The following is a 14,391-nucleotide window of genomic DNA, read 5'->3' as shown; positions in this document are numbered from 1 at the left end:
GAAAGGAAGCTTATAAGATGTCAAAAGTTATCGGTATTGACTTAGGTACTACTAACTCAGCAGTAGCAGTACTTGAAGGAAACCAACCTAAAATTATTACTAATCCAGAAGGTAACCGTACCACTCCATCCGTTGTTTCATTTAAAGATGGTGAAATTCAGGTAGGGGAAGTAGCAAAGCGTCAAGCAATTACTAATCCTAATACAGTGATTTCAATTAAGAGCCATATGGGTGAAGATGGTTACAAGGTTAAAGTTGGAGACAAGGAATATACTCCACAAGAAATCTCTGCAATGATTTTACAATACATTAAAAAGTTTGCAGAAGACTACTTAGGTGAAGAAGTAACCGATGCAGTTATTACAGTACCTGCTTACTTTAATGACGCTCAACGTCAAGCAACTAAAGATGCTGGTAAAATTGCTGGTTTAAATGTTCAAAGAATTATCAACGAACCAACTGCTTCATCCCTTGCTTATGGTTTAGATAAAGATGAAGAAGACGAAAAGGTTTTAGTTTACGACCTTGGTGGTGGTACCTTTGACGTTTCTGTTCTTCAATTAGGGGATGGAGTTTTCCAAGTCCTTTCAACTAATGGTGATACTCACTTAGGTGGGGATGACTTTGATAAAAAGATTATGGATTGGTTAATCCAAAACTTTAAAGATGAAAATGGCATTGACTTATCAAAGGATAAGATGGCTCTTCAACGTTTAAAAGATGCTGCTGAAAAAGCAAAGAAAGACTTATCTGGTGTAAGTTCAACTCATATTTCACTTCCATTCATTTCTGCTGGTGAAGCAGGTCCACTTCACTTAGAAGCTGACTTGACTCGTGCTAAGTTTGATGAATTAACTAATGACTTAGTAGAAAAGACTAAGATTCCATTTGATAACGCCTTAAAAGATGCAGGTTTAACTGTAAATGACATTGATAAGGTAATCTTAAACGGTGGATCTACTCGTATTCCAGCTGTTCAAGAAGCAGTTAAAAAGTGGGCTGGCAAAGAACCTGACCACTCAATCAACCCTGATGAAGCTGTAGCTTTAGGTGCAGCAATTCAAGGTGGTGTGATTTCTGGTGATGTGAAGGATATTGTTTTACTTGATGTTACTCCATTATCACTTGGTATCGAAACTATGGGTGGTGTATTTACCAAATTAATTGATAAAAATACCACTATTCCAACTTCAAAGAGTCAAATTTTCTCAACTGCAGCTGATAATCAACCAGCAGTAGATGTTCACGTTTTACAAGGTGAACGTCCAATGGCAGCTGATGATAAGACTTTGGGACGCTTTGAATTAACTGATATTCCACCAGCACCTCGTGGTGTTCCACAAATCCAAGTTACATTTGATATTGATAAAAACGGTATTGTAAATGTTTCTGCTAAGGATATGGGAACTGGTAAGGAACAAAAGATTACTATCAAGAGTTCTTCTGGTTTATCAGATGAAGAAATTAAGAAAATGCAAAAAGATGCCGAAGAACATGCTGAAGAAGATAAGAAGAGAAAAGAAGAAGTTGATTTACGTAATGAAGTAGATCAATTAATCTTCACAACTGATAAAACCTTGAAAGATGTTGATGGTAAAGTTCCAGAAGCAGATATCAAGGCAGTGAAAGATGCTCAAGAAGCATTGAAGAAGGCACAAAAAGATAATAACCTTGATGAAATGAAGGAAAAGAAAGAAGCTTTATCTAAGGCTGCACAAGATTTAGCTGTTAAACTTTACCAACAAAATGGTGGAGCTCAAGGCAATCCACAAGGTGGCCCTCAAGGACCTCAACCAAATGGTGATCAAGGTAACAATGGTTCTTCAAACGATGGTTCTACTGTAGATGGAGATTTTCACAAGGTAGACCCAGATAAGTAAAATAGCTATAATAATAGATAAAAAGAAAGAACTGCGGAATGTAGTTCTTTTCTTTTCTAAATATTGAAGGAGAAAATTTATGGCACAACATGATTACTATGAGATACTAGGGGTAGATAAATCTGCTAGTGATGCCGACATTAGTAAGGCCTACCGAAAATTAGCAAAAAAGTATCACCCTGACTTAAACCATGAACCTGGTGCTGAAGAAAAATATAAAGAAGTTAATGAAGCTTATGAAGTGCTTCATGATAAGGATAAACGTGCACGCTATGACCAATTTGGACAAGCTGGTGTAAATGGTCAAGGTGGCTTTGGTGGCGGAGCTACTGGTGGCAATCCTTATGGTGATTTTAGTGGCTTTGGTGGTTTTGGTGACATTTTTAGTGACCTTTTTGGTGGAGGTTCAAGACAAAGAAATGTTGATCCAACTGCACCTCAACGCGGTCAAGATTTAGACTACACAATGACGATTGACTTTATGGATGCAATCAAAGGTAAGGAAACTGATATCACCTATACAAGAAGTGAAACTTGTCCTACTTGTGATGGTAGTGGAGCTGAAAAAGGAACGCATCCAATTACCTGTGACAAGTGTCACGGAACTGGTCATATGACAGTCACTCGCCAAACTCCATTTGGTGTAATTCAACAACAAACTACTTGTGACAAGTGTCATGGTACTGGAAAGATAATTGAACATCCTTGTCAAACTTGCAAGGGTAAAGGAACTGTTGATAAGAAACAAACTCTTCAAGTTAAGATTCCAGCAGGTATTGATAATGGTCAACAAATTAGATTGGCTGGTCAAGGTGAAGCTGGTAAAAATGGTGGCGAGTACGGAGATCTTTACATTGTGTTTAGAATTCGTCCAAGTAAAGAATTTACCCGTCAAGGCACCACTATCTACAGCAAAGTTCCAATTTCTTTTGCTCAAGCAACTTTGGGTGATCAAATTCAAGTTGATACTGTTCATGGAAAAGTTTCTTTGAAGATTCCAGCAGGTACACAACCGAATACTCACTTTAAGTTACGTGGTGAAGGTGTACCAAAGCTTAATGGTGAAGGTAACGGAGATCATGAAGTAACTGTAGATGTTACAATTCCTAAGAAGGTAAATGATAAGCAAAAAGAAGCTTTAGTAGATTTCGTTAAAGCTGGAGGTGGGAATATCACCCCACAAGAAAAGAACTTTTTTGAACGCTTAAAAGATAAATTATCTTAGAAAGAAAGTAGTCACTGGTTGTTAGTGGCTACTTTTTCTTTTTATAGGAAACATAGTATAATTAATAAGATTGATTAAAGAGTAATTTATAGGTGGTGGCGTTCTTAGTGAATAAGGTAGAAAAATTAAAAGCTGATGTGCAGGGATTGCGGGAAAAAATCCTTGATTTAGCAATGCGAGGGAAACTGGTTAAACAAGATGTAAATGATGAACCTGCAAGTGTTTTGCTTGAGAAGATTAGAATAGAAAAAGAACAATTAATCAAAGAAAAAAAGATCAAGAAAGCTAAACCACTTCCTGAAATTACAGATGAGGAAAAGCCTTTTGATATTCCTGATAGTTGGGAATGGGTGAGATTGGGGGAAATAGGAGAAATTATATCCGGTGGTACTCCAAAGACGAAGGAAAAATCTTATTGGGAAAATGGAAATATTCCTTGGATCACTCCAGCAGTAATGTCAGAAGTAAAAGATGAAAAAATATTTAGAAGTAAAAATATAAAATATATAAATGAAGAAGGGTTGGCGCACTCGTCGGCAAAATTAATTCCAGCTAATTCTTTAGTTGTATCTAGTCGTGCACCAATAGGTTATATTAATTTAGTTCCTTTTGAATATACGACTAATCAGGGGTGTAAATCAGTAACAATATTTGGCAACACATCGCCTTCGTATTTATATAATGCTTTAAAGTTTAGAGTACCTGATATGGAAAAAAGAGCATCTGGGACTACTTTCAAGGAAATATCAGGAACAAAGTTTGGCCAAACTATTATCCCGCTCCCACCACTTAACGAACAAAAACGAATTGCTGCCAAAATTGAAGAACTTTTTGCTTTACTTAATACTATTGAACAAGCTCAAAAGAAGTATGAAGATTTACAAGGAGAGTTAAAAGAAAAGATTCTTAGTTTAGGGATACAAGGGAAGCTTGTTGACCAAGATAAAAATGATGAATCCGCAAGTATTTTAGTTGAGCAGATTAATGCTAAAAAAGAACAACTAATCAAAGAAAAGAAAATCAAGAAAACTAAGCCGCTTCCTGAAATTACAGATGAGGAAAAGCCTTTTGATATTCCTGATAGTTGGGAATGGGTGAGATTGGGGGATGTATCTGATATTCAAATGGGACAAGCTCCTAAAGGTACTAATGTAAATGAAAAAGGAATAGGTTATGAATTTCATCAGGGAAAGACTGAATTTACCGATGAAATAATTGGGAAGTCTTCTAAGTATACAACCGATGATAAAAAATTAATAAATTCAGATTATATTCTTATGGCTGTCCGGGCTCCAGTTGGGGATGTAAATTTGACTGATCGGTCAATGGTAATTGGACGTGGTTTAGCTGGAATCAACGGATTGATCAATAATAAAAAATATATTTTTTATTATTTGGCATCTGCTAAAACATATTTTGAGACTAATTCTACAGGAAGTACATTTAAAGCTGTAAATGGAAATGTAGTTAAAAATACTCCTGTTCCTCTCCCACCACTCAACGAACAAAAAAGAATTGCTACTAAGATAGAAGAACTTTTTAGCACAATAGATAATTAATTTTTAGTAATTAAATAAGCCATAAAGCTTTGTTATAATTAGAAAAGAATAGGGTGAAATTTATGGATATTGAAAAATTAAAAGACTACCAAAAGCATATCAGAAACTTTTCAATTGTAGCTCATATTGATCATGGTAAATCTACAATTGCTGATAGAATTTTGGAATTAACTGATACTGTTTCAAAAAGAGAGTTAAAAGAGCAATTACTTGATGATATGCCATTAGAGCGTCAACGTGGAATTACGATTAAGTTAAACTCTGTCCAAGTTAAGTATCATGCCAAAAATGGTGAAGATTATATTTTCCACTTAATTGATACGCCAGGACACGTGGACTTTTCTTATGAAGTATCTCGTTCACTTGCTGCTTGTGAAGGTGCGCTTTTAGTAGTTGATGCAACTCAAGGTGTGCAAGCTCAAACTTTAGCAAATACTTATTTAGCTATTGATGATGATTTAGAAATTCTTCCAGTCATTAACAAAATCGACTTACCATCTGCTGATCCAGAAATGTGTAAGAGCGAAATTGAAGAAATGATTGGTCTTGATGCTGAAGACGCTGTCGAAGTATCTGGAAAGACTGGCCAAGGAATTCCTGAATTACTTGAAAGAATTGTCCAAGATATTCCGGCGCCAGAAGGAGATATTGAAGCTCCCCTTAAAGCTTTAATTTTTGATTCAAAATATGATGATTATCGTGGGGTAGTTTTAGCCGTAAGAATTGAAGAAGGGACTGTTAAACCTGGCGATAAGATTAGAATTATGAACACTGGAAAAGACTTTGAAGTTACTGAAGTTGGTGTTTCTAGTCCTAATCCGGTTAAGAAAGATATGTTAATTGCTGGGGATGTAGGTTACATTACTGCCAACATTAAGTCTGTTCGTGAAACTCGTGTTGGGGATACCATTACAAGTGCTGAAAATCCAACTCCTGAACCTTTACCAGGCTATCGTCAAATTCCACCAATGGTTTATTCAGGAATGTATCCAGTTGATAACCAAAAATATGATGATTTAAAAGAAGCATTACAAAAATTACAATTAAATGATGCAGCTTTGGAATTTGAGCCAGAAACCTCTCAAGCACTTGGTTTTGGTTTCCGGTGTGGTTTCTTAGGTTTACTACATATGGATGTGGTCCAAGAAAGACTGGAACAAGAATTTGGCATTGATTTAATTATGACGGCGCCAAGTGTTGATTATCATGCAATTATGAATGATGGATCAACTAAGTTAATTGATAACCCAGCAGATCTTCCAGAAGCAGGAGAGTACAAAGAAGTTCAAGAACCTTATGTGAAAGCGGAAATCATGGTTCCTAATGATTTTGTAGGACCAGTTATGGAATTGTGTCAACGTAAGCGCGGAGAATTTATCACAATGGATTATATGGATAAATACCGTGTAAATGTTAAATACAATATGCCATTAGCTGAAATTATTTTTGATTTCTTTGATGATTTAAAATCTTCAACTAAAGGTTATGCATCCCTTGATTATGAAATTACAGGTTATCGTGCAACTAACTTGGTAAAAATTGATATGTTACTTAACAAAGAACCGATTGATGCTTTAAGTTTTATTGCCCATCGTGATGAGGCTCAAGCACGTGCTCGTCAAATGACTACATTACTTAAGAAACTAATTCCACGTCAAAACTTTGAAGTTGATATTCAAGGTGCAATTGGAGCAAAAATTATTTCACGTGCGACAATTAAACCTTATCGTAAAGATGTTACTTGGAAGATTCACACAGGAGATCCTGATAGACGTGCAAAACTCCTTGAGAAGCAACGTCGTGGTAAAAAGCGAATGAAAGCCGTTGGTAAGGTAGAAGTACCACAAGATGCATTTATGGCAGTTCTTAAGATGAATGATGATGACATCAAGGGTAAGTAAAACTTTTAAATTTTTAGAGTATCAATAATTTGGTACTCTTTTATTATTTTGGAGAAAACTCTTTCATATGGTTTCCATTATACTAGCATATTAGGAGGCTCATGCCTAAGAAATACCTAAAGCTGGTTACTTTAGGTGTCTGTTTAGCTTTTTAGCTTTAGTTGTGCTCTTGCTGTTTCAAATGCAAGGGCTTTTTTATACAAATCACAAGTACTCAAATTTTATAAATTTTGTATTACAGATTATTTAATGTAGATATAGCAGTAGCAAGCTGTAATAGGTGTGAAGCCGTCCAGATAAATAATTTTTTCAAAGTTTGGAGTATCAGTAATTTGGTACTCTTTTTTTCAATAATTAACACTTTGCCTAACTTCCTGTATAATAGAAAAAGATTCAAAAATTGAGATAATTTACGTAAAGATGAGTGAGTTGTTTTTATGAAAAAAGATTCTTCAAAGAAAAGTAAAACTAGTAAATCAACAATATGGCTAAGAGTAATAGCGATAATTTTGTTGGTGGTAGGTGTAGCTTTAATTTTTAGCCCTAAAATCCGCGATGCAATGGTTAAGCAAAATCAAACTACAGCCTTGAAGAGCATCAGTCGTTCCTCAGTAGAAAAAAATGAAAAGAAAAAAGGAATGTTTGATTACTCGAAAGTAAAAGATATTGATTTTGGCAAAGTAACAAAAAGTAGGGTAAAGAATACTTCAAATGCAATTGGAGCAATTGCAATTCCAGCAGTAAAAATGTATCTGCCTATTCTTAAAGGTCTAAGTGATGATTCCTTATCGACAGGTGGGGGAACAATGCGTGCTAATCAAGTTATGGGGAAGGGAAACTATCCATTAGCAGGTCACTATATGACAGCAAATGGTGTCTTATTTTCTCCACTGGAAAATACTAAAAAGGGTGAAGATGTTTACCTAACTAATCTAAAGAAAGTATATGTCTACCGAATTTATTGGAAGAAAAAAGTTGATCCAACTTCTGTTTGGTTAGTAAATAACACGAAAAAGAGTATTGTAACTTTAATTACCTGTGCTGATGGCGGGGTAAATCGTTGGGCAGTGCGAGGAAAGTTAATCAAAACAGAAAACGCAACTAAAGAAAAATTGCAAACTTTTAAATTAAAGTAGAAAAAGACTACATTAGTCTCGCTGACTATGTAGCTTTTTTAATTTTGAAATGAGGGAAAGTAATGAAATGGAAGCAGCGTCAAGCACCGGAAATGCCAGAAGAATTGGTCAGTGAGTATTCTTTAACCCCATTACAGGCTAAGTTACTTGCTAATCGAGAAATTAATACCGCAGAAAAATTAGATTTTTGGTTAAAGGCAACTGAAGAAAATTTTGCGGATCCATTTTTAATGCATGACATGGATAAGGCAGTTCAAAGAATTAACCAAGCTATTGATAGTGGTGAAAAAATTACCGTTTACGGGGATTATGATGCTGACGGTATCACAGCAACAGCAATTATGGTCGAGGTCTTAGAAATTTTAGGAGCAGACGTCCATTATTTTATTCCAAATCGTTTCAAAGATGGCTATGGTCCAAATATGAAACGTTATGAAGACATAGTAGCAGATGGAACAAAATTAATCATTACAGTAGATAATGGGGTAACTGGGGTTGATGAAATCGCTTATGCAAAAAGCAAAGGAGTAGATACAATTTTAACGGACCACCATACTTTCCAAGAAAAAGTGCCTGAACCTTATGCCTTAGTGCATTGTAATTATCCAAATCAGAAGTATCCTTTTGATGATTACTGTGGCGCAGGAGTTGCTTACACAATTGCTAGGGCTTTAATGGGCGATAGTATGCGTGAATTACTTGACCTCGCTTTAGTTGGAACAATTGGAGATATGGTAAGAGTTGATGGAGAAGGCCATCTTTTAACAAAAAAGGGTCTGGAAGTCTTAAATCAAACGGAACGACCTGGGCTGCGAGCATTAATTAAAAATGCCGGTTTAAAATTAGGTACGGTGACGGATGAAGATATTGGTTTTGCAATTGCACCCCGCCTTAATGCAGTTGGTAGATTAGCTGATGCTTCATTAGCAGTAGCTTTACTGTTAAGTGATGATGAGACTGAGGCGCAAAAATTAGCTGATAAACTAGAAGATTTAAATCAGGAAAGAAAAGATTTAACCCAAGAAGTTTATCAAAAAGCTCTAGCACAAGTAAAAAAACATGGTTGGCAGAATAAATCGACTTTAGTTATCTATGATCCTGATTTTCATGAAGGAGTTTTAGGATTAGTTGCGAATAAAGTAGTACAAACTCTTCATAAACCAACTATTATTTTGACTAGGGATGAAAGTGGCGAGCTAAAAGGTTCAGGAAGAGCGGAAGCAGGTTTTAATTTATTCGATGCTTTAAGTCCAACTAAGGAGGAAATTCTCACAAAGTTTGGTGGACATGATTTTGCTTGTGGGCTTTCATTAAAAGAAGAAAATCTAGAACTTTTGCGCCAGAAGTTTGAAGAAAGTTTTACTGGTGGAAAAATTGAAGCAACCAAGGAATATGACTTTGAATTACCACTTGATGAGATTAATTTAGAAACTATCCAACAAATTCAGGAATTAGGCCCTTATGGCACAGCTAATCCAGCCCCTATTTTTAGTATGACAGCACCGAAAATTAGTAATTTTAGAAAAATTGGGGCTGATAAAAGCCATGTGAGTTTTACTAGCCAATTGCCAACAGGTAAGATTAAAACCTTAGGTTTTAGCAAGGGATATTTGAATGAAGGTTTGTTGCCTTTTATTCATAAGTTATATGTTAAAGTTAGTACAAATGAATTTCGCAATAAGGTAAATCTGCAAGCCATGATTGAAGGAATTGATTATGATTCTCCTTTAGTAACGTTGAACAAATCGAATTCAATAATTGATTTGCGACAAGATTCATACATTATGGGATTTGCGGACAAATATTTGCTTTTTAATGCCAAAAATAAAGATTGGGCGGTTAAAAACTTGGGTATTGCTCCTGAAAAAGTAATTTTGTCAAAAGATTATCATGAAAGTGACGAAAAGATTGTTCTTTTAGATACTCCAGCAAGTAAAGTTGCTTTAGAGAAAGTGTTGCAACAAAATTACCAAGAAATATATTTGAGATTTTTAACTGATGCTCTTACTTTATCAAGATTACCTAGTCGCCAAGAATTTGGAAAAGTATGGCAGTATGTAGCAGCTCATACTGGGTTAAGTTTAGAGGACTATCAAAAGGTAACTGGATATTTGGGGATGAATTATGCAAGCATTTTATTTATCTTGAGGGTCTTCTTTGACTTAGGACTAATTAAATATGAAGAAGATAAAATCGTCCCAATAACTGATTCTGTTAAAAAATCCCTCACTCAATCTCGTTACTATCAAAGTGTCGCTCAAGGAATTAAATTTACAAAGCAGCTGCATAGTTTGCCTAGTCAACAATTAATAACTTATATTGATAACTATAAAAATTCTTTGAAATAGTTGAGTTGACAAGATTTTTAATGCCTTTTAAACAAAATTTTGGTAAAATATAACAGTTAAGATGTACAATTTGTACTTAAATTAAATGGAGGTTTGCTTTAATGGCAATTGATTTCAGTAAATATATTGCAAGTGTAGAAGATTTTCCAAATAAGGGTATTATCTTTCGTGATATGACCCCAATTTTACAAAATGGGGAACTGTATCGTGCAGCAACTCACGAATTAGCTGAATATGCTAAGAGTCGTGGAGCAGATGTAATTGTTGGGCCAGAAGCAAGAGGATTTATTGTTGGTTGCCCAGTAGCAACTGAGCTTGGAGTAGGTTTTGTTCCAGCTCGTAAACCTCATAAGTTACCTCGTGAAGTAGAAAGAGCTTCATATGATTTAGAATATGGCTCAAATTCATTGGAAATTCATAAAGATGCAATTAAACCAGGTCAAAAAGTAGTGGTATGTGATGATTTAATGGCTACTGCTGGTACCTTGCATGCTACTAAAGAATTGGTAGAACGACTTGGTGGTGAAGTAGTGGGAGCAGCTTTTTATATTGAGTTAATGAATTTAAAGGGCCGTGAAAAGTTCCCAGATACTGATATTTTTTCATTGGTAAAATACGATGACAATGTAATGAGATAGTGGATAAGCCTGTGCTATCAGTACTTATTACGCAGTAAATTTATTTTTAGCGTAAGCTTAGATCACTATAGATCTAAATTATCAAGTGAATCCGAAAGATTTTCTTTTTGTTTTTTGGTTATATGGGTATAAAATTCTAAAGCTGTATTTACAGACTTATGCCCGAGCATATACTGCACATCTTTAGGTCTAATACTTGAGTTACCTTCATAAAGAAGAGTGGCTAGGATATGACGAAAGCCATGGGGAGTGATTCTCCTTAATGGCTTTTTTTATTATCTGGGTGTTCAGCATTCCAGTGCTTAACTTGCTTGTCACTAAAATCATATATTTCATGTATCCAATCTTCTGCTGCTTGAGTTCTAACTAGGAATTGGTTTTCAGGTTTTCTACCAGCTACAGGTATTCTAGTGTGAAATAGCAAAGAGTTAGTGTCTCCAAGCGATTTTTGAATTTCTTTGTACTCTAGTAGAGTACTTTTGAGGCTTTTAGACATAGGGACTGTATGAGATAACCCGTTTTTTATTGGATTGATGACGGGTGATTTGCTAAGGGATAAAGCCACAGTTTTTGTTAGAAAAATCTGGTTATGCTTAAAGTCTATGTCTTTCCAAGTTAAAGCTAAGGCTTCTCCACGCCTAGTGCCAGCATTAGCCAAAATCATAAAAAACATATTTTTTGAAATCATAATTTTTGGCATATCCTAGAAACTCTTCAAACTCTTTGCGTTCATAAAAATTATTCAAGATTGATTTATGTTTATACAAAATGATATACTTAATATAAAGACTGATTACATGATTCAAGGAGATTACTATGCAAACTACTCATTTAAATTCTTGGGGGAATTCACAAGCTGTAAGGATCCCCAAGAGTATCTTAGAAGAAGCAAAAGTAGACCGTAATGAAACTTTTAATATAAAAGTTGATAAAAATAAAAATATAATTTTAGAAAAGAAAAAAAAGCCTCAAACAATCGAAGAATTATTTGAGGGATTTGATTATAAAAAGTATTGGGCTGATTGGGAAAAAGAAAATCCTGGCAAATCAGTTGAGTACGATTGGGGTAATCCTGAAGGAAGGGAGCTATTGTAAATTTATACTTTTATTGAAAGGAAGTGAAGAGGTGGACTATTTAAAAAAGGGAGATTTACTTTATGTGAACTTAAATCCCGTACGAGGACATGAACAGGCAGGAATGAGGCCTGTTATGATAGTGTCAAACAATGGATTTAATAAGATGTGTAATGGAATGTACAAGGTTGTTCCTATTACATCAAAAGTTAAGAAGTTTCCCCTAAATGTAGATCTACCAGATGATTTGCCGGTGCATGGTCAATTACTTCTATCGCAAGAAAAAGCCATAGATTTAAAGGCGAGAGCACATAAAAAAATAGGTAGTGCTCCCGTCGCATTCGTAAAAGAAGTTGATGATTTAATTGCACTTACCTATTAGTTGGTTAAATAGACTTTATATTTAGTAAAAAGTCTATTTTTAATATTGTAAACAATAATATTATTGCTATAATTATGGCATGTAGTATTATATACCTTATAAAAGTGCTATTGTACGTGAGGATAGTACGGGCATGTTTTATTAATTTTTGACCACTTACGTTAATTCGTAGGTGGTTATTTTGTATGTAAATATAAATATTTTCATTATTTATATTGATATTACACGTTATAACGTGTAATATCAATAGATGACAGGAGGAAATGAAATGCTTGAACATATAAAAGAAAATAAGCATAAAGCCGGGAGTTAGAGCTTCTGCCTATACTGTAACATTATAACAAGCATTTCAAATTAATACTATGAATACAATTTTAGATTACGTACTATTCGGAAGTTTAATAATATTAGTGGTAGCTATATTAAGATTTTGTTTTTACTTCGTTAAAGGAACAGTAATAAAATTTAGAAAGAGAAGTAAATGAGTAGATTAACACCCGCAAAAGTTAAAGCAAATAAAAAATGGGACCAAAAAAATAAAGAGAAAAAATCCTATATAGTTAAAAGGTCGACTACAAAAAGTTTTATTTTAAAGTTAGCCACACAAGAAGACCTAGAAAACATTAAAAAATACATCTCTGAAAGAGAAGAAATGTTAAAAGAAAAATGAAAATTAGTAATAAATTATTCATTTAAAAGTACTCGTATTTTATAATTTGATATGAACCCCGAAATTCGGACAAGAATTTCGAGGTTTTTTATTATGACTAAACTGTCTAAACAAGATAAAATTGATATTTATAATAATTGGAAATATTACGGTAAATCTTCTCTTCAATTAGGAAAAGAATATGGAATTACCTCTGATAGTCTTAGATACTTATTTAAATTAATCGATAAATATGGATTAGAAATCCTAGATAAGCCCTATACTTTTTATTCAATAGAATTTAAAGAAAAGGCAATTAGAAGGGTTCTTTCAGGAGACGAAACTATGTCCCAAATATCATTAGATCTTGGTTTACGTAGTAGGGCCATGCTTTACAATTGGGTTCGCAAATACAAAGAAAATGGGTATAATGTCATTAATCATAAGAAAGGTAGAAGATCTAATGCAGAACAAAGACAAACAGATTCAAGAACTTCAAAAGCAAATCAAGGACCTCAAACAAAAGAATTTAGAGCTTACTGTCGAGAACGAATTTATAAAAAAATTAGATGCCTTAGTGGCACAAAGAATCAGAAACCAAAAGCACAAGAAATAGTTTCTGCAGTCACACAGCTAAGGCAAGAACTTCATGTGACTGTGAGTTTTGTGCTTAAAGTGATCAATTCTAAACCTGACCTTCCTCACCTATCTAGGAGTAATTATTACTATGTTCAAGGACATGATGATAAAGATAGGAAAAACCAAAATATCATGGAAAGGATCAAAGAAGTATATGAAGAGCACAAACATCGCTACGGTTATAGAAGAATTACTGCACAACTTCAACGTGAAGGACTTAAAATCAATCATAAGAAAGTAAAACGTCTAATGACTAAAATGCACTTATATGGCATTGCCATTAGACGTAAGCATAAATATTCAAGCTATCGTGGAACTGTAGGTAAGATCAAAAGTAACTTGATTAAACGTAATTTCAAGTCTGTAATTCCAAATAAAAAGTGGTATTCAGATGTGACGGAATTTCATTTGAATGGTGAAAAGCTTTATCTATCCCCAATTATGGACGGTTGCACACAAGAGATTGTCTCTTATACTCTAAGTCGTCATCCTGTTTTAAAGCAAGTAATGGATATGTTAAAGCTGGCCTATAAAAAGTATCCGGCCCTTAATGGTTTAGTATTTCATACTGATCAAGGCTGGCAATATCAACATCCTCTCTTTCAATCATGGCTTAAAAATCATGGCATAACCCAAAGTATGTCACGTAAAGGTAATTCTTTAGATGATGGCATGATGGAGGGTTTCTTTGGCATACTTAAAAGAGAAATGTTTTATGGATTCGAAAATAATTTTAGTAATTTAGATGAGTTAGAAGAAGCCATCAAAGAATATATTGAATATTACAATACTAAACGAATTAAAACTGTACTAAAAAATCGCACACCGATTGAATATCGGAATGCGATTATGAATCAAAGCTAATTAATAATATGTCCTAATTTTAGGGTTCATATCAATTTCAGGTTACAGATTATTTAACAAAAATACTCTAACTGTTAAAATTTACCCCATAGAATT

13 protein-coding genes are annotated in these 14,391 nt (G+C 34.3%); 11 read left to right on the top strand and 2 right to left on the bottom strand.

All coding sequences use genetic code 11. From position 1 onward, the window contains the following. Window positions 1-17: 17 nt before the first annotated feature. From dnaK to FP435_RS04915, 7 genes are all read left to right on the top strand, one after another. Window positions 18-1,880 carry a molecular chaperone DnaK gene (gene dnaK / locus FP435_RS04945; RefSeq protein ID WP_265483004.1) on the top strand — a complete coding sequence of 621 codons (1,863 nt, stop codon included), beginning with the start codon at window positions 18-20 and terminating at the stop codon, window positions 1,878-1,880. Window positions 1,881-1,959: 79 nt separating this feature from the next. Beyond that, window positions 1,960-3,105 carry a molecular chaperone DnaJ gene (dnaJ, locus tag FP435_RS04940; protein WP_265483003.1) on the top strand — a complete coding sequence of 382 codons (1,146 nt, stop codon included), beginning with the start codon at window positions 1,960-1,962 and terminating at the stop codon, window positions 3,103-3,105. A 107-nt stretch (window positions 3,106-3,212) separates the two neighbouring features. Beyond that, window positions 3,213-4,664 carry a restriction endonuclease subunit S gene (locus FP435_RS04935; RefSeq protein ID WP_265483002.1) on the top strand — a complete coding sequence of 484 codons (1,452 nt, stop codon included), beginning with the start codon at window positions 3,213-3,215 and terminating at the stop codon, window positions 4,662-4,664. Between the two features lie 62 nt (window positions 4,665-4,726). Next, window positions 4,727-6,565 carry a translation elongation factor 4 gene (gene lepA, locus FP435_RS04930; protein WP_265483000.1) on the top strand — a complete coding sequence of 613 codons (1,839 nt, stop codon included), beginning with the start codon at window positions 4,727-4,729 and terminating at the stop codon, window positions 6,563-6,565. 437 nt (window positions 6,566-7,002) lie between these two features. Beyond that, window positions 7,003-7,701, top strand: a complete 699-nt coding sequence (locus FP435_RS04925; RefSeq protein WP_265482999.1) for a class A sortase — start codon at window positions 7,003-7,005, stop codon at window positions 7,699-7,701. Between the two features lie 62 nt (window positions 7,702-7,763). Next, window positions 7,764-10,049, top strand: a complete 2,286-nt coding sequence (recJ, locus tag FP435_RS04920) for a single-stranded-DNA-specific exonuclease RecJ (RefSeq protein ID WP_265482997.1) — start codon at window positions 7,764-7,766, stop codon at window positions 10,047-10,049. Between the two features lie 101 nt (window positions 10,050-10,150). Further along, window positions 10,151-10,687, top strand: a complete 537-nt coding sequence (locus FP435_RS04915; protein WP_265482995.1) for an adenine phosphoribosyltransferase — start codon at window positions 10,151-10,153, stop codon at window positions 10,685-10,687. A gap of 65 nt (window positions 10,688-10,752) precedes the next feature. Here FP435_RS04915 and FP435_RS08435 read toward each other — a convergent pair whose 3' ends face one another. Next, complete coding sequence (locus FP435_RS08435; protein ID WP_416202981.1) at window positions 10,753-10,941, bottom strand: tyrosine-type recombinase/integrase; 189 nt, start codon at window positions 10,939-10,941, stop codon at window positions 10,753-10,755. A 5-nt stretch (window positions 10,942-10,946) separates the two neighbouring features. Beyond that, the gene (locus FP435_RS04910; protein WP_265482994.1) at window positions 10,947-11,387 is read right to left on the bottom strand and encodes a tyrosine-type recombinase/integrase; all 441 of its coding nucleotides are present in this window, start codon (window positions 11,385-11,387) and stop codon (window positions 10,947-10,949) included. 116 nt (window positions 11,388-11,503) lie between these two features. Between FP435_RS04910 and FP435_RS04905 the strand changes: the two genes are divergently transcribed. The 4 genes from FP435_RS04905 to FP435_RS04890 all read left to right on the top strand — a co-directional run bounded on the left by FP435_RS04905 (window position 11,504) and on the right by FP435_RS04890 (window position 14,295). Then, window positions 11,504-11,782, top strand: a complete 279-nt coding sequence (locus FP435_RS04905; protein ID WP_265482993.1) for an AbrB/MazE/SpoVT family DNA-binding domain-containing protein — start codon at window positions 11,504-11,506, stop codon at window positions 11,780-11,782. Between the two features lie 31 nt (window positions 11,783-11,813). Beyond that, window positions 11,814-12,143, top strand: coding sequence for a type II toxin-antitoxin system PemK/MazF family toxin (locus FP435_RS04900; RefSeq protein ID WP_265482992.1), 330 nt, complete (start codon window positions 11,814-11,816; stop codon window positions 12,141-12,143). A gap of 481 nt (window positions 12,144-12,624) precedes the next feature. After that, on the top strand, window positions 12,625-12,813 hold the full coding sequence (locus tag FP435_RS04895) for a hypothetical protein (protein ID WP_265482990.1): 189 nt from the start codon (window positions 12,625-12,627) through the stop codon (window positions 12,811-12,813). A 93-nt stretch (window positions 12,814-12,906) separates the two neighbouring features. Continuing rightward, window positions 12,907-14,295 carry an IS3 family transposase gene (locus tag FP435_RS04890; protein ID WP_265482988.1) on the top strand — a complete coding sequence of 463 codons (1,389 nt, stop codon included), beginning with the start codon at window positions 12,907-12,909 and terminating at the stop codon, window positions 14,293-14,295. Window positions 14,296-14,391: the final 96 nt, after the last annotated feature.

This window comes from Lactobacillus sp. PV037 (genome assembly GCF_014522345.1).
Lineage (GTDB): Bacteria > Bacillota > Bacilli > Lactobacillales > Lactobacillaceae > Lactobacillus.
Note: the sequence above shows the minus strand (reverse complement) of the source record. Positions and strands in the feature narration are given on the sequence as shown.

Excerpts from the sequence above, each read along its gene's own strand:
- dnaK (WP_265483004.1), top strand. The coding sequence starts at position 18 with ATGTCAAAAGTTATCGGTATTGACTTAGGTACTACTAACTCAGCAGTA.
- dnaJ (WP_265483003.1), top strand. The coding sequence starts at position 1,960 with ATGGCACAACATGATTACTATGAGATACTAGGGGTAGATAAATCTGCT.
- lepA (WP_265483000.1), top strand. The coding sequence starts at position 4,727 with ATGGATATTGAAAAATTAAAAGACTACCAAAAGCATATCAGAAACTTT.
- FP435_RS04925 (WP_265482999.1), top strand. The coding sequence starts at position 7,003 with ATGAAAAAAGATTCTTCAAAGAAAAGTAAAACTAGTAAATCAACAATA.
- recJ (WP_265482997.1), top strand. The coding sequence starts at position 7,764 with ATGAAATGGAAGCAGCGTCAAGCACCGGAAATGCCAGAAGAATTGGTC.
- FP435_RS04915 (WP_265482995.1), top strand. The coding sequence starts at position 10,151 with ATGGCAATTGATTTCAGTAAATATATTGCAAGTGTAGAAGATTTTCCA.
- FP435_RS04910 (WP_265482994.1), bottom strand. The coding sequence starts at position 11,387 with ATGCCAAAAATTATGATTTCAAAAAATATGTTTTTTATGATTTTGGCT.
- FP435_RS04905 (WP_265482993.1), top strand. The coding sequence starts at position 11,504 with ATGCAAACTACTCATTTAAATTCTTGGGGGAATTCACAAGCTGTAAGG.
- FP435_RS04895 (WP_265482990.1), top strand. The coding sequence starts at position 12,625 with ATGAGTAGATTAACACCCGCAAAAGTTAAAGCAAATAAAAAATGGGAC.
- FP435_RS04890 (WP_265482988.1), top strand. The coding sequence starts at position 12,907 with ATGACTAAACTGTCTAAACAAGATAAAATTGATATTTATAATAATTGG.